Origin of the sequence: Pseudomonas frederiksbergensis, assembly GCF_000802155.2 — a bacterium.
Lineage (GTDB): Bacteria > Pseudomonadota > Gammaproteobacteria > Pseudomonadales > Pseudomonadaceae > Aquipseudomonas > Aquipseudomonas frederiksbergensis_A.
Genome location: NZ_JQGJ02000037.1, coordinates 1 through 21,572, shown reverse-complemented (window position 1 = coordinate 21,572; position 21,572 = coordinate 1). Strand labels below are relative to the sequence as shown.

The following is a 21,572-nucleotide window of genomic DNA, read 5'->3' as shown; positions in this document are numbered from 1 at the left end:
GCAAGGACAGGTACTGTGACTGTCCAACGTGCCAGCCAGATGCTTGCCGTGGCTGACCATGTGCGCGATACCGCCCCTGATCTGATAGGTTTTCCCGTCCCGGCCACAGGAAACGTGACCACCCTCACGGGCATGCAGCAGGCCAAACATATTGACCCCGCTATTGCCGTCCAGCACCTTCCCGCCACAGGTGGTCTTGTCGCCCAGGCCTATGAAATAACCCTCCTTCATCGCACGTTCTCCATCGCCACATCCGAGGACGGGGGCTGAACCTCCGCAAGCGTGAGGACGGGTAAGAAATCCTCCGCCATCGGCACACCTTCACGGGTGAAGAGCAAGAAGCCCTCTTGGGGCGTGTTGATGATTTCATCGCCATTGCTGAGGCGACTGCCAACCAGGGCAATGTGACTGTTGGCTTCCCCTGCGGTGGTTACGATTTGCGCCGTTCGTCCATCGGCATAAACCACGAGGTCGCCCTTGCGCGCCGCGCATACTTGTTGACCGCTATCCAGCGTGAATACCATCCGCAGAGTCCCTTGTTGGACCACACCCCCGTCGCGAGTCTGGCTACCCTCGGTGGCGACGCGGTAAATGGCAGTGGGCGGATGGGCTTTGACGTATGCCCGTTGTTCATCGATGAACGACGACGGTTGTTGCTCCTTGAAATAGCAGTCGTCCATGTGACTTAGATATTCAGCGGATACTTCGTTGGTATAGCCGAGTTGCAAGGATGCGTGCATTTTCAAGGCTCCTACTCAGGGGTAGTCGTTCGCTTGTCCTCTGCCAAGCCGAACGAATTTCAGAGCCATGGATAAAACGTTGCATTACGGGCAAGACGCAATCCCAAAGGGTATGGATTTGGGACGATTAGGAAACGTCCTAGGCAAAAAACGGATTTTTCCTACGCTTCGGAGCGCTCCATCGCGGGTTGGCTCGGAAAGCGGGGTTCAGCGGCGCGAGTATCATGGGTACACCGCCTTCGCGAGCAGGCTCCTACAGGGATTTATAGTGCCTGCAAGATTTGCTCAGTTGCCTTTCGGATACCAGACCAACCGCTCCGCCGCCGGGTTGCGCTCTTGCACTTCAAAACCCAGCGCCAGATAGTGCTGGCGGGCGTGAGGATTACTGGCCCAGACCACGGTCGCCACTGGGCAGCGGATCTGTTGCGCGGCTTTCTGCACCCCTTGCAGCACTGCCCGGCCATAGCCCTGGCCACGCGCTTGGGGAATGAAGGCCAGGTACAGCACGCGAATTTCATTGGGGCCGAAATCCGTGCTCAAGGCGCCAATCGCAGTGCCGAGTTTCTCCACGACGTAATGCATGGCATTGGGAAAGTTCTCCCCCAAGCCTTGCTCCTGCACCTGAAACTGCTGGGCAATCACCTGCCGGACTTGCTCATGCTCGCCGTCGATCCATTGCAAGTCCGGCCGCGCCGCCTGGTACAGGCCCTGCAGGAACGGGCCATCGCTGACCCGCGAGGGACGCACCACCAATCCTTCTGCCGCCACTGAATCCATGCTTTTTCCTTAAAATCCGCTTTCCCTGACCCCCAACGCCGCCAACCGACGCCAGGCCGCTCCCAACACCGACTCGCCCTTGCCCTGCAACACCGCCACGCCACGCAGCGGCTGCACCGGGGCGGACGTATCGTCCACTGCACTCAAGCGCACGCCGTATTGCGCCTGCACCGGCTCGGCCCGTTGCTGCGCATCGCGGCGCACCGCAATCGACCCGTGATGGTCGGACGTCAACGCTTGCTGTTCGACCCAGGCCACGCCGTTGGTGTCGATTTCATTCAACTGCACGGCAATCGAAGGGTGCATCGGATCGTCGGCGATGAAGCGTCCGGTGGCACCGGGCTCGACCCGCCAAAGCTCGGCTTCGGTGAGATAGCCGCGCAGCCGCGAGTCGGTCTGCACCACCCGCGCCAGTGCCTGCGTCGGTGACAACCAGCGCCCTGCCGACAGCTGCGGCAACAAATCGCGCACCTGGCCGGCATGGGGTGCACGCAGCAACAGCCGTTCACGCTGGGCCACCAGGCCCCGGTATTCAGCCACAGCTTCGGCCAGTTGCTGCTCGACGATACCGGCATCGGCGGCGGTTTCACTGCGCCCTGCCTGACGGCGCATCTGCAACTGCTGGATCTGGATTTCCCGGCGCACGATGGCCAGGCGCGACGCCATGTCTGGCGACTCCAACTCAATCAACACATCGCCCTGGGCCACAGCCTGGCCGTCGCGCACATTCACCTGCTTGACCCGCGCCGCCACCGGCGCATGCAAGGCACTGGCACGCCCGGCCTCGAGCATGGCCGGCACTTCCACCGCACTGCGCCAGGGCAACAGCAACGCCAACAGCAGCGCCAGCAACACCAGGCCGCTCAGGAGCATCCGCCCGCCGTGGGCTTGCTCACGACGACTCCACCACTGCCGCCACTCATTCACGATGGGCATGAAAATGAACCACACCAATTCCACCATCATCAGAAAAATGCCCAACACCTTGAAGAACAAGTGATAGACCGCCAGGGCAATCCCGAAAAACAACAATGCCCGCCACAGCCAGGCACCATACCCCCAGACCAGCAAACGACGACGCATCTTCGGCGACCAGGGCTCCGGCGCCGCCGCGCCATAGCCGAACAGGGCTTCGCGCAGGCGCCAGCGACACAGGGCGAACGCACGCCCCTGCAGGTTATCCACCGCCCAGAAATCACTGAGCAGGAAGTACCCGTCGAAACGCATGAAGGGGTTCAGGTTGATGATCAACGTGGTGATCCAAGTGGCGCTGGCCAACATGAACGCCGCGGTGCGGGCCGGCCCGTCGGGCAGCAGCGACCAGGCCAGCAGCGCGATGCACGCCAGCAGCAGCTCGGCCAGGACCCCACCGGCACCAATCAGCAGCCGAGCACGGCGATCCTTGATCCGCCAGGCGTCGCTGACATCGGTATAGAACATCGGCAACAGCACCATGAACGCCACGCCCATGCTTTGCACCCGGCAGCCGGCACGCTTGGCCATGAAGGCATGGCCAAATTCGTGGCACAACTTGGCAAAGAGCAACGCTGCCCCGAACGCCAGCGCACCACCCAGGCTGAACAAATGCGGAAACGTCGCAACGAATCGCTGCCAATCCCGTGATACCAGGAAGATGCCGAGGCCCAGGGTCAGCGGCAGGCCATAGCGCAAGGCGCCGGGGCCGAACCGCGCCAACCAGGGCCAGGCGCGGTTGAGAAAGGCATCCGGGCGCCACAGCGGAATGCGAAAAAACAGGTATTGATGCAGCAAGATCTGCCACACGCTCTGGCGCTGCGCGGCGGTCTTGAACAGATAACTGTCCCGCTGTTGCGGGTCCATCGCGCTGATCAGGTCATGCCCGCGCAAGAAGCCCAGCAGCTGTTCCAGCGATTCGCCATTGAGCGGCAGGCCCGGCTCGCGGTTCGCAGCCGCCAGCACCTGTTGCGGATCGCCCAGGGACCAATGCCGCAACATGCGCATCGCCGCCGCGCCCAACTTGAAATAGCGTCCGCGCACCGGATCGGCGAGCGTCCATTGCGGTGAGCCATCCGGGTCGGGGGCCGCCGCAGACAATTGCAGATCCGGCCTCAGGCTCGGCAGGTTCATGCTACAGGCCTACGCTCTGGCGCAGGCCGGCCAATGGCCGACGCAACAAGTACAGGGCCAGCGGCGCACGGTCGCCGAAGACCTTTGCCGTACCCCGCAGGCCGATGCGCGGCGCCGCGGCATCGAAACGCGCATCCAGTCGATAGGCCAGTTGGCCGGCGGCGGTGGGCTGCGCCTCGTAGGCCGAGCGCTCAAGCCGGGCCAGGTGTCGCTGCAACGGATCGCTGTCCAGAAACAACGCCACTTGTGCGCCTGGCTCCAAGGAAATCGCATCGCCCACTGCCAATTCGATGCGCAATTCGGCCTGGTTCGGATCGGCGATTTCCATCAGTCGCTCGCCGGTCTGCACGGGCTTGCCGAGCCAGCGTTCAGCATCGGCAAACACCGCGATGCCGTCGCGCTCGGCGCGCACTTCGCTGCGCTTGAGCAATTCAAGTGCATAGTCGCGTTCGGCACGTTTCTGTTCCACGCGGGCGGCGAGCAGGTCAATCTTCGAACTGGATTCAGCGTCGGCAAACGAGCGCTGGGAATTGGCCTTGAGTTCCGCCTCGGCCACGCCCAAGGCCCGCTCGGCCACATCGGCCTGGGCCTTGAGGGTGGTGCTTTCGAAGCGCAGCAACAGGTCGCCGCTCTTGACGGCCTGGTTAGGCTTGACCAGGAACTCGGCAATCACGCCATCCAACGGCGCCGCCACCACCTGCCCGCCCAGCGGCACCACTTCGGCCGGGGCCAACACAGACTGGCGCACCGGAATCAGCAAACCCAGCAGCAACACCGCCACCAGGGCGACCTGACGCTTGCGCGTCCAGCGCAGGCGCCACGGTTTGCGCGGTTGCAGCGCCAGCCAGGCATGGCTGTAGGTGTCGCCGAGCTGTGACAGCAGCACTTGCTCGGGAGGGGTCCAAGGCAGGTCGCGGGCCAGCCACAAGCCGCCGAACACCTGGCCCTGATGATCGATCAATGGCAGCCAGAACACTTGCCCGGCAGAAAGGCTTCGCCAATCCGCCTGGACCGATTCGCTCACCTCATCAGGGGGAATGACCCGCGCCTTGTCCAGAGATCCCTTCTTGAACAACTGCGCCACCGCTTGCTCGACAAACGCCACGAACGGCGCATTCGGCTCCACGGTACTGACGCCAGTCACGGCCTGGACCTTGCCGGCGATCAACAACGCGGCGTGGCGAAAGCCGAACAGCGCCTGGCCGTCATTGACCAGGCTGTAGCTCAATTGCGCAGGCGTCCGCGCCGCCCGGGTCTGGCGTTCGAGATCGAGAAAGCGGGCAAACACCTGTTCGGCGCTGCCCGTAACCGGCGCGTTCACTTCGACTCCGCGAAACGCGCCGTACCGCTCATGCCGGACAGCAAGCCGCTGGCATCCGGCACGCTCGCCACCAGCAGCAGGGTCTGGCTGCCCTCGTCGATGCGCGCGCCCAGGCGCTTGACCGTCGCTTGCAGCGGCTGGCCGGTTTCATCCGGAACGAAGGTAAAGGGCTGGCCGGGCTTGAGCTTGCCCATCCAACGCGAGGGGACCAACAGATGAATTTCCAGCGTGCGGTTGTCCACGACATCCAGCAACGGCGCGCCGGCCGCGACGCTTTCATAACGCTGGACCTTGCGCGCCACCACTTGTCCGTCGAACGGGGCGATGACGTTGCAACGCTTGACCTGCACCTGATAGACCTGGGACTGCGCCTGGGCCTCGCTGAGCCGGGCCTCGGCCCGCGACACCTCGAAACGCCCAACGGATTTCAACGCTGCGAGCTGGCGATTGTGGGCCAGTTCTTCACTGGCGCCTCGACTCGCCGCCTGGGCCGCATTGAGTTGGGCCTGATAGGCCGAGCAATCGAAGCGCGCCAGGGTGTCGCCCTTCTTGAACGACTCGCCCTCGCTGAACGGCAACTCGACAATCCTCCCGGCCAACTCGCTGGCCAACAGCGCCTGGTCCCGCGCCCGAAGCACGCCACGCGCCTCGCTGCCCGACGCATTGGCCGAAATATCACTCCCCAGCAACGGATCATCGGAAGCCGGCGTCTGCGCCTGAACCCCGCACGTTATAAAGGCCAATCCCACAACCCAACTACTCAAACGCCGCATGACCGCTACTCCCTGACGGATGGGCGGAGTCTACGACAGCGGTGTGGGGCGTCAAGGGGATCACGGAGACGAAGGGAAATCTCTTGTTTCAAAATCGCGGAATAGGCATCAAGGATGCGCCTGATTATTTCCCGATATTAATTAGTAAAAATTCTTACAACAGATTAAGAGCCTCCACTCATTCACAACGGTGTTGGAGGATAGATTTTTTGGACGTGTACAGAGAAGTCTTATCTCGCAACAAAAATTGATAGCTGGAGCGAAGAATGAGTTTGACCTTCTACGCTGCATGCGCTCGACACTGGCTCGCCGGTAATGGAGGCTCATCCAGACAGCGGTTGACGTCATGACACGCTCAACTTAGGATGACCTTACTCAACCCCGTACGCAGAGGTTAAATTCTCTGGCTGTTGGGGTGAAAAAACCGGCTTAGGCCGGTTTTTTCGTTTTTGGGGGTTGAGTTTGCGTACTGCATTTTTTATTGATGGCTACAACCTGTTCTACGGACTGCTCGCCGACACACCTTACAAATGGCTGGATCTTCGCAGTCTGTTGACACACATCGCGCATATCGAAGACCCACGCAGCACAACTGCCTCAGTTGACTACTTTACCTCCTCGGTCAAACCTGCACTAGCGACCCGGGGTCGAGTATCAAAAGAAGCACAAGACACTTATATCAGGGCCCTGAAGACCACCCGTATCCGTGTCCATTACGGGCATCATCAACTTGAACCTGCCAAAGCTCCTCGCTTCGTTGATAGAAAGACGAAAGCTTCCCGCGAGGACAAAATCGACATCTGGAAGCTGGAGGAGAAAGACGACGAGCTGCAATCTCACCAATTCCCCGACCGAGTACCCACCCACAAAGCCCCTGCCATCAAGCCGGATTATTGGTAGCAATACCTAACCTCTACTCCACCAACCTCAACACCCCATCGCAATACACCACCTCACACCCCAGCCACCCCACATTCACATGCGGCAACACCGCCGAAGGTTTGCGCAATTCGCGCAGCAACGTCGAGCCATGGGACAGGCGCCCACCCATGCGCGCAATCACCGCCCGGGCGCTTTGATAGTGGGCGTGGCGGCCAGGGTCCAGGGTGTCTTCCAGCAGGATGTCTTTGCCCAAAATGCCCTGGGCCTGCCCCGGATAGATCAGGAAACCGCTCGCCTGCTCGGTGCCTTCACGACCGTCCTGCCAGAAGCTGCCGTCGCGGCTGCGGATGTCCGAATGCGGGGCGAACCAATGCGCCTGATCAGCGGCGGGCATGGCGTGGTGCAGCCGGAAAAAGATCCGCATCAGGTTGTCGCGATACCACTCGCGCACCTGCAAGTAGTAGCCGCGCAACCCCGGCAGGCCGGCGCCATGGGCCAGGCGAATCGCCAGGGGCCATTGTGGGAATGCCTGCAATGGCAGCGCGGTGGACGCCGGGCGGGGCGTGGCGGGATCGGTCTCCCACGGCAACCGATGAGGGCTGTGTTCCAGATTGTCATAGGCAGTCGGCGGCCGCCCCAACCAGTCGCCGCCGCTGCTGGCCAAGGCGCTGGCGATGCACAGGTTGCCCTGCACCACGAACACGTAGAAGCGGGTAAACCAGTCGGCCAGTTGCTGGCCGTCGGCACCTTGGTCAGTCAGTTCGTGCAGCTCTCGATCAAAACGTCGCAAGCCGTTATCCAGCGCCGACAAATGCCCCCGGGCGATGCGTTGCATGCGCAGGAACAACGGCAGCGATCGTAGCAGGCGCAGTGGCCGCCAAGGCAGGTGCGGTGTTGCGCCACCGACCTCGCCGGCGTAGCTGCTGGCGCTGATACCCCAATCGGCCAATCGGGCGAGAAACAGGTCGTTGTTGATATACGAAGCGCCGCCAAACACTGCCGTGAAGGGCTCGTTGTCCTGCAATACCCGCGGATCCCAACGCGCCATGATCGCTGGAATACTTGCCGCCGCGCGGCGCTGGGCGTACTCCACCAACACGCTGGGTCGCGGTGGCAGGATCTCGGCGATGTTGGCGGCGGTCAGGTGGCGGCGCCAACCGTAATCGCTGATCGGCCGGTACTGCAGCAGCCACAGTTGGGTGCCGTCCCAGGCCCATTCGACATCGCCGGGCACGTAGTGAAAGACACGCAGCACGCCTTGCAGAAAACGCCACAGCGCTTCGGCGGTCAGGCCGTGGGCGGGCTTGAACGTGCCACTGTTCCATGCCTCGCCGAGCCGGGAAATAACCGCGCGCTCGGGGCTCACCTTGCCATCGGCCAATGATTCCAGATGCCCTTCCACCCATTCCAATTCGACGGACAGGTGACGCACGAATGCGATCCCGGACAGCCGTGGCGTGATGAAGCGCTGCACCACCACTTCCTCGACACCCGCCGCGCTCAACTCGGCAATGCGCGCCGGCACGTTTTGGGTCGGTTCGCGCAGGTACGTAGTGCTCAAACCCGCATTTGCCGCATCGGCCTGATCCTCGCCGTAACTGGAGGAGCGCACCGCCCAGATAGCGTCCGGCTGGCCGTTCAGGAAACCCGGCAGACGAGCATCATCGCAAGCGTCGAGCGACAGCGCCGGCGGTACCGGCTGCCCGGCCAGTGTCGCCAGACGTAAACGGCCGCCCTTGGTATGCGCGACAAAACCACGCTCGCCAGACTCCAGCCACGCGGCAAATTCTGCCGGAGCATCAATCCACGGGTAATGGCCCCAGCCGGGCTTCAGGCAGATGGTCAGGTCGGCGCGGGCCAGAATGGCCGACCAGGCCGCCGCTTGGGCGACGCCCAGCACTTTGTCCTGATCGCCCCAGACCAATTCAACCGGGTCGCTGATCCATTCCAGCAACGGCAACGCCGTGTCGGCGCGCACCAGGTCCCAATGCGGCACAAAGGCCCGGCAGCGAGCATAGCCGGCGCCCATGCGCTGATACTGCGCGGGCGTCCAGGACTGGCTGGAGAACTTGCGGGCGAACAACGTCGGCTTGTTCGCCAGCAGCCAGTGAATGGTCTTGCGAATCGGCAGTGGCGACATCAATGCCGGCAGCCGCCGCTGCCACAAAAACGCGCCCACCGGCGCCAGCAATACGCTGCGGCAAAAGTGCCCCGGCTGGCGTTGCAAGGCATGCAGTACCAGCAAGGCGTTCACCCCGACCGCCATAATCGCGCTGCCCCGGACCGTCGCCGCCAGCAACGCCTGGGCGTAGGCCGCAAGGTCTTCGCAAGGCGCCTGGGGGTTGTTGCCAAAGCCGGGCAATTCCAAGGGCAGCACATCGTAGTGTTGGAAGTGTGGCAAGGCGTCGTCCCACCAATCGGCGGCGCTACCGTTGCCGGCCAGCAGGTACATCCGGGGTTTGCTCATGGACGGTCCTCAGGCCAGGTCGCGCAGTGCAGCGTCGAGGGTCGGATAACGGAACGTATAGCCGGCCTCGACGAGACGATTGGGCACCACGCGCTGGCCGTCGAAAAACAGCTGGGCCATTTCCCCGGCCAGGGCACGCACCGGCGCGGCAGGAATGTGGAACCACACCGGTCGCTTGAGCACCTTTGCGACGCTTTCGGCGAACAGTCCCTGGCTGACCGTCTCTGGCGCCACCAGGTTGTAGGTGCCGCTCAGGCTTTCGTCTTCGAAGGCCCTGGCAATCACTTGGATGACATCGTCGCGGTGCACCCAACTCATGATTTGCCGACCATCGCCCATCCGCCCGCCGAACCCCAGGCGAAACGGAATCAGCAACGGCAGCAACGCACCGCCCGGGCCGAACACCACGCCCAGGCGCATCACCACCTGCCGCACGCCCAGTTCCGTGGCGGGCCGCGCGGAGGCCTCCCAACACGCACAGAGTTCAGCCATGAAACCCTCGCCCCGGCTGGCACTTTCATCGAGGCTTTCGCTGGCGTCACGCACACCGTAAAAACCCACGGCCGAGGCCTGTATCCACAACGCAGGCTTGTGCCGGGCGTTCTTCAACCAGGTCATCAAGGCTTCGGTGGTATCGACCCGGCTGGCAATGAGTTGCGCCTGGCGCTTGGGGCTCCAACGCGGCCCGGCCACCGGAGCGCCCGCCAGGTTGATTACCACATCGAAGGTTTCGTCATGGCCCAGCCTGCCCAGCGAACGCAGGCATCGAGCGCGACCATCGAACAGATAAGCCGCTTTCAACGGATCGCGCGCCAGCACGCTGACCGTGTGCCCGGCGTCGAGGAGTTGATTGACCAGTGTTTCGCCGATGAATCCAGTGCCGCCGGTGACCAGCACACGCTTATAGGCACCGCCGGCAAACGGATTGGCGGGCGTGCCTTGTCGCTGCATGCGCAATGCGGCCAAACCGTCGCGAATCCCCGAGGCCGTGACGCCGATGGCGAACAAGGTCAGCAGCCAGCCACGCCAACCGAGGTCGATCGCGCCGAGACCGGTTGGCAAACTCGCCCACTGCGCCAATTGCACGCCGTACAACGCGAAGAACGCCCCACCGTTGACCGCCAGCACCGTGTGCATGATCCGCTCGATGGGCGGCAGTTTGCGGCTGCGGTCCTCGACCACGAAGTCCCAGAGCGTCAGGCAGATCTCCAGGGCGAACAGCAGCGCGATGACAACCGCCCATGTCCCCTCGAAGGATAGATGCGCAATGCCCAGGAACAGGATCCCGTAGAAGCATGAGCGCAAGGCGTGGATCGATAGCTCCAGCCGCGCACTGTGGCGATAGGGCAAGGCGACGGTGAGTTCGTGGTGATACAGAGTGTCCAGCGCACCGAGGATTGCCTGGGCGATCAGCAGGGCGATGGCCCAGTCCAGCAATGAAAAATCAGCCATGGTTGGATTCACTCGACACGTTGTCGGTCAGGGAGGGGCCGCGGTCGTGGCGACAGAGCCAGAACAGGGGCGGCAGTAAAACCAGCAAGGCAACGCTGTCGAACCACAGGTGCGACCAGACCCGTGCCTGGGCGGAAATCCACATGTCCTGGGGCGCCCACAGCAGAATGCCGACGATGAGCCAGCCCCACGGCATGGCGCTCCTCAATCGATTGCCGATGTGGACGAGGGCGAGCATGTACAGCGCGTAGCTTTGCAACGTGGCGCCGAACAAGGCCAGCCACCACACCTGTTGCGCGCGGGCCGTGGCGGGCACCGGCTCGGCGCCCCAGAAAGTCAGTTCGATGGTGTTCAAGTAGTCATCGAGCAAGCCGGATTGACCGACCCAGGCCAGCGTGAGGCCGGCGAGCAGGTGCATCACCGCCGCCGCGTACAACCAAACGACCAGGGCTTTGCGAAGGGGGCTGGGAGGGACTGGCATTCCGTGTCCTGAAGGCTTGCTGGAGGCGGCAAGTCTAAAGGGCTTTACTTCGCTGATGGGCAGGCAACGACAATTAAATTCAACAACGAGACCTGCTTCGCAGGCCAGCGGGAGCAAGCCCCCTCGCCACGGGTTCCAAGGGATCTCAAGAACGGCTCAACGCTGCATCCCCCAACGCTTCACCGTCACCCGCTCCAGGCTGTCGAACACCAGGTTCTCCACCAGCAAGCCAATCAGGATCACCACCGCCAACCCGGCAAAGACCTTGTCGGTGTAAAGCTCGTTGCGGTTCTGGAAGATGTACCAGCCCAAGCCGCCCTTGCCACTGGTGGCGCCAAACACCAGTTCGGCGGCAATCAGCGTGCGCCAGGCGAAGGCCCAGCCGATCTTCAGCCCTGCAAGGATTGACGGCAGCGCCGCCGGGATCAGGATGAACAGCACAAAGCGCAGGCCCTTGAGCCCGTAGTTGCGCCCGGCCATGCGCAGCGTTTCCGACACACCGAGAAACCCCGCATACATGTTCAACGCCAGTGCCCACAGCACCGAATGCACCAGCACGAAAATCAGACTGTTCTGCCCCAGGCCGAACCACAGCAGCGCCAACGGCAACAGGGCGATGGCCGGCAGCGGGTTGAACATCGACGTCAGGGTGCTGAGCAGGTCGCGGCCCAACTGCGTCGATACCGCCAGGGTGGTCAGGCCAAACGCCAGGACGATGCCCAGCAAATAGCCCTTGAGCAGCACCACCAAGGAAATCCACACCTTGCCCAACAGCTCGCCACTGAGCATTCCTTCATACAAAGCGCTGGCGGTCTGCAAAAAGCTCGGCAGCAGCAGGTCGTTGTCCTGGTAGCGCGCCACGCTTTCCCACAGCACCGCCAGCACGATCAGGATCAGGGTTTTACGCAGCCAACCCTGTTGCCATAGGCGCTGGCCCACGGGCAACTCCCGCTCCAGCGGCACGTGAGTCAGGGGTTGCAGGTCGACTTCGTATTCTTCGCGCACAGGCGATAACTGGCTCATCAAATGCTCCCCTTAATACGCGATACGGATATCGTCAAAACCCAGCTCACGCTCCGCGTCCGGCACCTGGCCTTGTTCGAACAGCAAGGAATGAATGCGCCGCGCCGTGTGCTGGAATCCCACGCCGCCGAGGCTGTGCAGATCGTATTGATGGCTATGGATTTGCGCCCGGACCCGTCCCGGGTGTGGCGACAACAGCAGGATGCGATTGCCCACCACCAGCGCTTCTTCGATGGAGTGGGTGACGAACAACAAGGTGAAACGCACCTCCTCCCAGAGCAACAGCAATTCCTCCTGCATCTTGCGTCGGGTCAGGGCATCGAGGGCGGCGAAGGGCTCGTCCATCAAGAGAATTTTCGGCTGCATCGCCAACGCCCGGGCAATCGCAACGCGGGCCTTCATGCCGCCGGACAAGGTGTGGGGATAGGCATCGGCAAACGCCGCCAGGCCGACCTTGTCGAGATAGTGCCGTGCGCGCTCCTCGGCCTCGCGACGCTTCAGCGTGCCCGACGCCAGCAGCGCGAACATCACGTTCTGCTTGACGGTTTTCCACGGCGGCAGTTGGTCGAATTCCTGGAACACCACGATCCGGTCCGGCCCCGGCGCGTTGACGGTTTGGCCTTGCAAGCGAATCTCGCCTTCGCACGGTGTGATGAAACCGCCAATGGCCTTGAGCAAGGTGGACTTGCCGCAGCCGGAAGGGCCGAGCAGCACAAAACGATCCGCCGGATCGACTTCGAAACTGACTCGGTGGGTGGCCCGCACCACACGCTGCGGGGTGCGGTACTCCAGGCTGACGTCATCTACCGACAACAATGCCGTGCCCGTGGAGGTAGGGTTGCTGGCCGCGTGGCCTTGCAGAAGCGCGTTCATGACAATCAGCTCCCCTGCAATGGTTTGGCGTCCTGGAAGAAATAGTCTTCCCACGATGCTGGTTTGTTCTTGATGGCGCCGACGCGGTAGAGGAATTCCGCCAGTGGATAAGTGTTTTTCGGGCTGACGGTGAATTCGATCTGCGGGTTGTCGATGATTTTCAGCAAGGTCGCCCGGTCGATCCTGGCCTTGGTCACCCGCAGGTAGGTATCTGCCGCCGCGCCCTTGTCCTTCTGGGCGAATTCGGCCGCTTCGGTCAGGGCCTCGACGAAGGCCTTGTACGTCTTCGGGTTCTCATCACGGAATTTCTCGGTGGCGAACAGCACCGTGGGTGAGTTCGGCCCAAGCACGTCGTAGGAGTTCAGTACCACGTGGACGTTGGGGTTTTGCAGGGCCTGGTCCTGGAACGGCGGGTTGGAAAAGTGCCCGGTCAACTCGGTGCCGCCGGCAATCAACGCGGCCGTGGCGTCCGGGTGCGGAACGGCCAGGGTGTATTTGTCGAGGCGATTGAAGTCCTTGTCGCCCCACTGCTTGGCGGCGGCGTATTGCAGGAAACGCGACTGCACGGAAACACCCACCGCCGGTACCGCGATACGGTCCTTCTCGGTAAAATCGGCGATGGTCTTGACGTTCGGGTTGTTGCTCAACAGGTAATAGGGAAAGTTGCCCAGCGAGGCCACGGCCTTGACGTTCTGCTTGCCGCGGGTGCGATCCCAGACCGTCAACAACGGCCCGACGCCAGCCCCGGCAATGTCGATGGAGCCTGATAGCAACGCATCGTTGACAGCCGCACCGCCGGACAGTTGAGTCCAGTCGACCTTGATGTCGATGCCCTCCTCCTTGCCGTGCTTCTCGATCAGTTGCTGGTCGCGCACCACGTTCAACAACAGGTAAACGATGCCGAACTGCTCGGCGATGCGAATCTCGCCCTCGGCGTGGGCGCTGGTGGGCGCGACCAGGCTGCCGGTCAGCAAACTGAACCCAAGGCCGAAGGCGGCGGCCAATGGTGCAAGAGCAATGCGTTTGGACATAGTGTTTCTCCGGGCTCTTTGCGCGAGGCGCAGCCGATCAGAAAGGGGCGTCGCCCTGGATGGTCGTGCGGTACAGCTTGCGGCGCAGATGGCTCGGGCAACCGGCAGCCAAGTGGATCAGCGAGCGGTTGTCCCAGAACACCAGGTCGTGGGGCTGCCATTGATGGCGGTAGATGTTCTCGGGCCGCACGCTGTGGGCATACAGCTCGGCCAGGATGGCGCGGCTCTCGTCCTCAGGCAGGCCAACGATGCGGGTGGTGAAACCCTCGCTGACGAACAACGCCTTGCGCCCGGTTTCCGGGTGCGTGCGGACGATCGGGTGCACGACCTCAGCGACCTGGGCCAGTTGTTCAGGTGTGAGCGTCGGGCGCCAGTTGCCTTCGAATTTGGTCTCGCTGTAGCGCGCCGTGTAGGAGTGCGCCGCCGAACGGCCTTCGATCGCTTTACGCAATGCGTCGGGCAAGCCGTCCAAGGCCTTGTGCATGTCGCCAAACAACGTGTCGCCGCCTTCGCTCGGCAGCTCTTGGGCGTGGAGCATCGAGCCTAGGCTGGGCAGCTCTTTATAGGAAAGGTCCGAATGCCAGAACTTGCCGGCATCGCCGAGGCCGATGGATTGGCCGTTTTCGATGATGTTGGACACGATGAGAATTTCCGGATGCCCGACCAGCAGGAACTGCTTGAGCACATGGATCTGCAGCACGCCAAAACGACGACTGAAAGCGATGTGCTGTTCAGGGCTGATACGTTGGTCACGGAACACCACCACGTGATGGTCGAGGTGGGCACGGTGGATGCGGGAAAAATCCTGGTCGTTGATGGGCCGGGACAAGTCCAGGCCGACGATCTCGGCGCCGACCGCATCGCTGAATGGACGGACTTCAAAAGACTGCGACGCAACGTCCGCAGTCGTTGAACTTGGAGAAAAAGAGACGGCTGGCATACATCACTCCCACGCACGGCGCGCTTCAACAGGCGCGCATTCGATCAAAACTCACGGGGTCACCGTGTGGGTTTGTGTCGTGCGGCGCGCCGATTGGTCGGCAGGTACGCAGGGGGATGACTTTAAAGGTATAAGAAAATTTATTTAAATACCGTTAGCGAATAACGATATGGCGTTTATTCAGACTGCAAAACTTAATGTGGCGAGGGAGCTTGCTCCCGCTGGGTCGCGCAGCGGTCCCAAAAGAAGTGATGAGCGCTGCTGCGCACTCAAGCGGGAGCAAGCCCCCGCCACAAAAAGCTATGCAGCCACAGAACAGCCCTTACCGCTCGTGCAACGCCTCGGACCGGGCCTTGATGATCGGCTTGAGCAGGTAGCTCAAGACGGTTTTCTTGCCGGTGATGATATCCACCGATGCCACCATCCCCGGGATGATCAGCAAGGGTTTTTCAGGCGTGCCCAGGTGGCTGCGTTCGGTGCGCAACTTGATGATGTAATAAGTGGTTTTCTTGTCTTCATCGGTGATCGTGTCGGCGCCGATCTGTTCCAGCTTGGCTTTCATCCCGCCGTAGATGGTGTAGTCATAGGCGGTGAATTTCACCGTGGCATCCTGGCCGGGGTGCAGGAAGGCGATGTCCTGGGGACGGATCTTCGCTTCCACCAGGAGGGTGTCGTCCAGCGGCACGATTTCCACCAGGTCACTCCCCGGCTGGATCACGCCGCCGATGGTGTTCACCAGCATTTTGTTGACAATGCCACGCACCGGCGAGGTCACCAAGGTACGGCTCACGCGGTCTTCCAGGGCCTTGCCGGTGGCCTGGGCCTTGTTCAGGTCGGTGCGCGCCTCATTGAGCTGGGTCAGGGCTTCGCTGCGGAATTTGCCGCGAGTCTCGTCGATCTTGCGCTGCACTTCCTTGATCGCCGATTCGGCACGGGGAATCGCCAGCGTCGTGGCGTCCAGTTGCCCACGGGTCTCGACTTCGGCACGCTTGAGCCGCAGCACTTCCACAGGCGACACCGCGCCTTGGGCCACCAGCGGTTCGGACATGTTGATTTCCTGGCGTTGCAGCGCCAGGCCGGAGCGGTACTGCGCCTGCTTGGACACGAACTCACGCAGCTCCTGCTGACGCTGGATCAACTGCTCCTGCAAGCCGCCGATTTCATCGTGCAGTTGCTGGCGGCGGCTGATGTACAGCGACTCTTCGCTGGCGGCCTGGCCCGGTACGGCCTTGAGCACATCGGCGGGAAAATTCAGCGGTCGATCTTCAACTTCAGCGCTCAAGCGCTCGACCCGCAACAGCATCGACAGGCGATCCGCCTCGGTTTCGCCGACATTGGAGACAAACCGCGTATCGTCCAGGCGAATCAACGGCGCCCCGGCTTCGACGATTTGCCCCTCCTTGATGAACAGCTCAGCGACGATACCGCCTTCCAGGTTCTGGATTTTCTGGATCTTCGACGAGGGGATCGCCTTGCCGTCGCCCTTGGTCACTTCATCGACCACGGCGAAGTTGGCCCACAGTCCCAGGAAGACGAAGAAACCAATGATGCCCCAGATCGTCAGGCGCACCACCCGCGGGGCGTCCTCGATCAGTGCCTTGTTGACCTCGGGCAGTGGTTGGCCGTGCAGCGAGTCGGAGCCCTTGAAATAGCGGCCCACAGCGCCCCTGAATCCTGATTTAAGCAACACTGATCTGCCCCTTCTTCAACGCTTCCATCACGGCGGCTTTCGGGCCGTCGGCGAGGATCTGCCCACGGTCGACCACCAACAGGCGATCCACTAGCGACAGCAAGGATGCCCGGTGCGTCACCAACAGCACCGTCTTGTTTTCCACCACGGCGGCCAGGCGTTGTTTCAAGCGCTCTTCACCGGTGTTGTCCATGGCGCTGGTGGGTTCGTCCAGCAACAGAATGGGCGGGTTGAGGAGCAGCGCGCGAGCCAGGGCGACGTTCTGGCGCTGGCCGCCGGACAGATTCTGCCCGCGCTCACCGACTTGCAGCTCATAGCCCTGCGGATGCAGGCGGGCGAATTCATGCACGCCCGCCAGCTCGGCGGCCTGGAGCACCAGTTCGTCCTCGACGTAACGGGCGCCGGAGGTCAAGTTGTCCCGCAGGGTGCCGGCCAGCAACTGGATGTCCTGGGGCACGTAGCCAACGTTGTAGCGCAGCTCACTGACGTCGATCTGGCGAATATCCACACCGTCCACCAATAATGCGCCGTCGTCCGGCTGATACAGGCCCACCAGCAACTTGGCCAGGGAGCTTTTGCCCGAGCCACTGCGACCGATGATGCCGATCTTTTCACCCGGCTTGATCACCAGGTTGATGTTCTTCAGCGCGGCGTTCTGCTGGTTCGGGTAGGTGAAATTCAACTGGCGGCATTCAATAGCGCCCTGCAGAACGTTGCGGCTCAGCGGGCGCTCGTCAAAATTGCGCTCCTGGGGCAGCTCCATCATCTGGTCGACCGAAGTCATGGTCACCCGCGCCTGCTGGTAACGGGTCAGCAAGCCCGACAGCGAGGCCAATGGGCTCAGCGCACGACCGCTGAGCATGTAGCAGGCGATCAGCCCGCCCATGCTCAGGTTGCCGGCGATGATCTGGTAGACGCCGAAGACGATCATGATCACCCCGGCCAATTGCTGGATCAGCAGCGTGATGTTCATCGCCAGGCCGGACAGCATTTTCACGCGCAGCTCGAGGCGGCTCAGGGTGCCGATGGTCTGCTCCCACTGATATTGACGCTCACTCTCGGCGTTGTTGACCTTCACCGCGTCCAGGCCAGCCAGGGTTTCGATCAGGCTGGACTGGCGTTCGGCGCCCAGGGCCATTGTCCGCTCCATGGTGGCGACCAACGGCTTCTGCAACGCATAGCCGATCAGCAAGGCAATCGGGAACGCCAACACCGGGATCCACACCAGGTGCCCGCCGAGGATCGCGATGACCATGAAGATCAGCAGGGTGAACGGCAGGTCGATCAGGCTGGTGAGGGTCAGCGAAGCGAGGAAGTCCCGCAGGCTCTGGAATTCATGGATGTTCTGGGCAAAGCTGCCGACCCGCGCCGGGCGGTATTTCATGGCCATGCCGACGATGCGCTCGAACAGCGTCGCCGAAATGATCAGGTCGGTTTTCTTGCCCGCCAGGTCCAGGCACAAACTGCGCAGCATCTTGAGGATCAGGTCGAACACATAGGCGCCGGTGATGCCGACGGCCAGTACCCACAAGGTCGATTCGGCCTGGTTCGGCACCACGCGGTCGTAGACGTTCATCACGAACAACGGCGCGGCCATGGCGATGATGTTGATCAACAGGCTGGCGGCAATGGCATCGGCATACAGCCAACGGGAGCGCTTGAGGGTGTCGCGAAACCACGAGCGCGCCCGGGGAATGAGCGTGCCGTGGTTAACGTCAAATTTATGCTGCGGTTGGGCGAAGAACACCTTGCCGCTGTAGTCGTCAGCCAGCAACTCGCGGCTGACTGTCACCTCACCGCCATCGCTTTCGCTGAGCAGCAGCCGCGCCTGGTCGTTATCGGCCCAGCCCAGCAGCACGGCGCTGCGACCTTCTTTGAGCAGCAACAACGCCGGCATGGCGATGGCGGGAATTTGCTCGAGCTTGCGCTGCAGCACCCGGCCTTGCAGACCGGCACGGGCCGCCGCGCGCGACAATAATTCGACGCTCAGCCGTTGCTTGGGCAACGGCAGGCCGGTGGTGAGCATCGCCGCGCTGGCAGGCTTCTGATGCAGCATGCAGAGCGCCAGCAAACCATCCAGCAGCGGGTCGTCGTGCAGCGTGCGCGGGTCATGAACTAGTTCGACTGGACTGACTTCTGATTCCACGCTCGGCACTCTGACTGATTAAAACGGGTGATGGGACTCAATTCATCCCAGGCAACTGGACCTTGGGTTTCACGTCGTTCTGCACAACCGATGCCAACGGCGCGACCACACCCTGGCTTTTCAACAGTTGGCCCATGGTTGCCTTGATCCGGTACTGGGTGAACAGCTGTACGTTCTTGATTTCCGCCAGGCGACGGGAAGCGCTGAACAGCTCGTTTTCACTGTCGAGCAAGTCGAGCAGCGTGCGCTCGCCGAGGCTGAACTGCTTCTGGTAGGCGCTGCGCACGTTGGCGCTGCGATCGACGTATTGCTGGGCGATCGGCACCTGGGCGTTGGCGTTGTTCAGGGCATTCCAGGCCAGGCCCAGTTCTTCGTTCAACTGGCGCAGCGCGTTGTTGCGGATGTCCAGGGCCTGGTTGGACAGGTATGACTTGGATTCCAGGTCGGCCTTGTTGCTGCCACCGGCGTACAGGTTGAAGCGCATGCGCAGCATGGCTTGCCATTCGTTGTTGTGGCCGTTCTGGCCATCCAGGTCATTGTCGGCGGTGCGACCCAGTTCGGCGTCGAAGCGTGGGTAGAAGCTCGACTTGGCGGCTTCGTACTGTTGCTCGGCAGCGGCGATGTCGGCTTCGGCCGAACGCAACACCGGGCTGTTTTCCAGCATCTGGGCACGGGCTTCGGTCAGGTTGGCCGGCAGCAGCGCCATAAAGTCGGCGGGACGCTCCAACTGGTCAGGCAGTTGACCGACGGCGCTGAGGAAGTTGGTCTCGGCATCGGCCAGGTTGGTCTGTTCGGTGATCAGGTTGTTGCGGGCCTGGGCCATGCGCGCTTCGGCCTGGTCCAGGTCGGCACCACTGCCTACGCCCCGGGAGGTGCGCAGCTTGATCTGATCGAAGATGCGTTCGTGGCTCTTGAGGTTGTCCTCGGCCAGGCGCACGAACTCGCGACGGGTCAGTACGTCCAGGTACACCTGGGCCACCGTCAACCCGGTGCGCTCGGAGGCGTCGAGCAAGGAATAGGCACGGGCACTGACGTTGGCTTGTTGACGCCCGACTTCGCTGGACGTCGCAAAACCGTCAAAGACCATCTGCGTCAGACGCAGGCTCGACTCACTGCGGTTCAGCGTTTCCCAATGATTGTTGCTACCCGAACGAGTGGTCACGCTGTCGGTACCTTCGCGGCCGTACCCGGCTGCGAGGTCCACTCTAGGCAGGTAGCCACCCTTGGCCGCCTTGAGCTGATAGTCCGCCGCCAGGCGACTGTTCACGCCGGCCTGGATTTCCGGATGAACATCCAATGCTTGTTGCATGGCCTGCGGCAAGGTTTGTGCTTGTACGAAACTGGCGGCGACGGCGAAAGGTAAAGCCTTGAGCAGGTGCGAACGCATGGTTGGTTAAATCCCGAAAACACTTGTCTTGGATCACAGCGAAACGTGGCGCTGCATCGGATGATGGCAACCGGAATGACCGTATGTCGGAAAGTTCAAAAAGGAGCTGGAACTCGCACCGAAAGAACAGGTTGCCGCTTAAATATCAATGTGACATTACGGAAGCGATTGTTTAGGATGGCCGGCAGAAGGTCAATAGTTTGGCAGTAACAAAAATCGCCTCCAAATTGATGTCAAATAGTTGTCACATTGATGCGTCAAAACATTTTCCCTTAGTGAGCATGAACGTCCAGACCGCTATGGCCAACGAGGCTGTCGGGTCCATGGAAGTCTACTGAACGTGGTACCCGGAGAGTCTTCAATGAGCAGTGTTATTGCCGTTGTCAAAAGCATTGTTGGTCAGGTTTTCGTCGTATCCCCCGAGGGCATTCGGCGTGTACTCATTGAAGGCGATCGCCTTAACGTGGGCGACCAGTTGGACACCGGTCCTGCTGGCGCCGTCACACTGGAACTGGCTGATGGCCGCACGCTCGACCTGGGCCGCGACACTCAGTGGAGCGCCAGCGCTCCGGACTCTTCCGCGGATCTTCAACAGGCCGCCGCCCATGCCGCGCCCTCTGTAGATGAACTGCAACAAGCCATCGCCGCGGGCGTCGACCCGACGACCGCCCTGGAAGCCACCGCCGCAGGCCCAACCGCCGCCGGTACGGGCGGTGCCGCTGGTGGTGGCCACAGCTTCGTCGTACTGGATGCAACCGCTGGCAGCGTCGACCCTACCATCGGCTTCCCGACGGAAGGCCTCGCGGCGGCTGCCGCCACGGATGACAACATCCTGGGTGGCGACACCACGCCCGACACAACCGCCAACGCCGTGCTCAATGCGACCATGACCTTGAGCGCCACGCCGACCCTGACCGAGGCCGGTGGCGTGCTGGTCTACACCGCGACCGTGACCCAGGCCCCGCAGACCAACCTGATCGTGACCTTGTCCAACGGTGCCGTCATCGTTATCCCGGCCGGGCAACTGACTGGCACCGTCAACGTACCGCTTGCACCCAACGACACGGTCTATAACGACCCAAGCCAGATCAGCGTGACCGTCACCGGCACCACCGGTGGCAACGGCATCGCCGTGACCGTGCCCACCACCCCAGCCGTGACTCAAATCACCGACACCGTCGACACCACGACCGTCACCCTGAGCGCAGGCAACACGGTTACCGAAGGCGGCCAGATCACCTACACCGCCACGTTGACCAACCCGGCACAAACGCCAGTCACCGTGACGTTGAGCAACGGCTCGGTCATCACCATCGCCGCCGGCCAGACCACTGGCACCGTCGCGGTCGATACCCCGGCGAATGATGTCTACAACAATGGCAGCACCGTCAGTACCACCATCACCGGCGCAACCGGTGGCAACTTCGAGAACCTGGTTCCGAACACCGCACCAGCCGTTACTACGATCACTGATTCGGCCGAT

The 21,572-nt window shown here is 62.1% G+C and carries 18 protein-coding genes; 2 read left to right on the top strand and 16 right to left on the bottom strand.

Annotated elements, in window-relative coordinates:
- From JZ00_RS29035 to JZ00_RS29010, 6 genes are all read right to left on the bottom strand, one after another.
- Window positions 1–231, bottom strand: a 231-nt coding sequence (locus tag JZ00_RS29035; RefSeq protein ID WP_039594630.1) for a PAAR domain-containing protein, incomplete at its 3' end; no start/stop codon positions are given.
- Window positions 228–740: a PAAR domain-containing protein gene (locus JZ00_RS29030; protein WP_039594629.1), complete on the bottom strand. Its 513-nt coding sequence runs from the start codon at window positions 738–740 to the stop codon at window positions 228–230. The genes JZ00_RS29030 and JZ00_RS29035, both read right to left, overlap by 4 nt.
- Before the next feature lie 285 nt (window positions 741–1,025).
- Entirely contained in the window at window positions 1,026–1,517 is a 492-nt protein-coding gene (locus JZ00_RS29025) for a GNAT family N-acetyltransferase (RefSeq protein ID WP_039594628.1), read from the bottom strand.
- Window positions 1,518–1,526: 9 nt separating this feature from the next.
- Window positions 1,527–3,623: a biotin/lipoyl-binding protein gene (locus JZ00_RS29020; RefSeq protein WP_039594627.1), complete on the bottom strand. Its 2,097-nt coding sequence runs from the start codon at window positions 3,621–3,623 to the stop codon at window positions 1,527–1,529.
- 1 nt (window position 3,624) lies between these two features.
- Complete coding sequence (locus JZ00_RS29015) at window positions 3,625–4,944, bottom strand: efflux RND transporter periplasmic adaptor subunit (protein WP_039594626.1); 1,320 nt, start codon at window positions 4,942–4,944, stop codon at window positions 3,625–3,627.
- A complete protein-coding gene (locus JZ00_RS29010) occupies window positions 4,941–5,717 on the bottom strand; it encodes an efflux RND transporter periplasmic adaptor subunit (protein ID WP_039594625.1) in 777 nt (258 codons plus the stop codon). Before JZ00_RS29010 ends, JZ00_RS29015 begins: the two co-directional genes overlap by 4 nt.
- A gap of 462 nt (window positions 5,718–6,179) precedes the next feature.
- Here JZ00_RS29010 and JZ00_RS30625 point away from each other — a divergent pair, with 462 nt between their 5' ends.
- Entirely contained in the window at window positions 6,180–6,617 is a 438-nt protein-coding gene (locus tag JZ00_RS30625) for a PIN domain-containing protein (protein WP_080942462.1), read from the top strand.
- Window positions 6,618–6,630: 13 nt separating this feature from the next.
- On the opposite strand, the gene JZ00_RS29000 is transcribed toward JZ00_RS30625, so the two are convergent.
- The 10 genes from JZ00_RS29000 to JZ00_RS28955 all read right to left on the bottom strand — a co-directional run bounded on the left by JZ00_RS29000 (window position 6,631) and on the right by JZ00_RS28955 (window position 20,089).
- Window positions 6,631–9,066 carry an alpha/beta hydrolase gene (locus JZ00_RS29000; RefSeq protein WP_039594623.1) on the bottom strand — a complete coding sequence of 812 codons (2,436 nt, stop codon included), beginning with the start codon at window positions 9,064–9,066 and terminating at the stop codon, window positions 6,631–6,633.
- Between the two features lie 9 nt (window positions 9,067–9,075).
- Window positions 9,076–10,518 (bottom strand): TIGR01777 family oxidoreductase, encoded by a 1,443-nt coding sequence (locus tag JZ00_RS28995; protein WP_039594622.1) that lies wholly within the window; start codon window positions 10,516–10,518, stop codon window positions 9,076–9,078.
- Window positions 10,511–10,999 carry a hypothetical protein gene (locus JZ00_RS28990; protein WP_039594621.1) on the bottom strand — a complete coding sequence of 163 codons (489 nt, stop codon included), beginning with the start codon at window positions 10,997–10,999 and terminating at the stop codon, window positions 10,511–10,513. The genes JZ00_RS28995 and JZ00_RS28990 overlap by 8 nt, the downstream gene beginning before the upstream one ends.
- A 156-nt stretch (window positions 11,000–11,155) precedes the next feature.
- Window positions 11,156–12,022 (bottom strand): ABC transporter permease, encoded by an 867-nt coding sequence (locus tag JZ00_RS28985; RefSeq protein ID WP_039594620.1) that lies wholly within the window; start codon window positions 12,020–12,022, stop codon window positions 11,156–11,158.
- Between the two features lie 12 nt (window positions 12,023–12,034).
- The gene (locus tag JZ00_RS28980; RefSeq protein WP_039594619.1) at window positions 12,035–12,895 is read right to left on the bottom strand and encodes an ABC transporter ATP-binding protein; all 861 of its coding nucleotides are present in this window, start codon (window positions 12,893–12,895) and stop codon (window positions 12,035–12,037) included.
- A gap of 5 nt (window positions 12,896–12,900) precedes the next feature.
- Complete coding sequence (locus JZ00_RS28975) at window positions 12,901–13,926, bottom strand: ABC transporter substrate-binding protein (RefSeq protein ID WP_039594618.1); 1,026 nt, start codon at window positions 13,924–13,926, stop codon at window positions 12,901–12,903.
- Window positions 13,927–13,963: 37 nt separating this feature from the next.
- A complete protein-coding gene (locus JZ00_RS28970; RefSeq protein ID WP_039594617.1) occupies window positions 13,964–14,866 on the bottom strand; it encodes a TauD/TfdA dioxygenase family protein in 903 nt (300 codons plus the stop codon).
- Window positions 14,867–15,188: 322 nt separating this feature from the next.
- Window positions 15,189–16,556, bottom strand: coding sequence for an HlyD family type I secretion periplasmic adaptor subunit (locus tag JZ00_RS28965; protein ID WP_039594616.1), 1,368 nt, complete (start codon window positions 16,554–16,556; stop codon window positions 15,189–15,191).
- On the bottom strand, window positions 16,546–18,702 hold the full coding sequence (locus JZ00_RS28960) for a type I secretion system permease/ATPase (protein WP_039594631.1): 2,157 nt from the start codon (window positions 18,700–18,702) through the stop codon (window positions 16,546–16,548). Before JZ00_RS28960 ends, JZ00_RS28965 begins: the two co-directional genes overlap by 11 nt.
- Before the next feature lie 37 nt (window positions 18,703–18,739).
- Window positions 18,740–20,089 (bottom strand): TolC family outer membrane protein, encoded by a 1,350-nt coding sequence (locus tag JZ00_RS28955; protein WP_039594615.1) that lies wholly within the window; start codon window positions 20,087–20,089, stop codon window positions 18,740–18,742.
- Between the two features lie 361 nt (window positions 20,090–20,450).
- Here JZ00_RS28955 and JZ00_RS28950 point away from each other — a divergent pair.
- On the top strand, window positions 20,451–21,572 hold a 1,122-nt coding region (locus JZ00_RS28950), incomplete at its 3' end, for a retention module-containing protein (protein WP_039594614.1).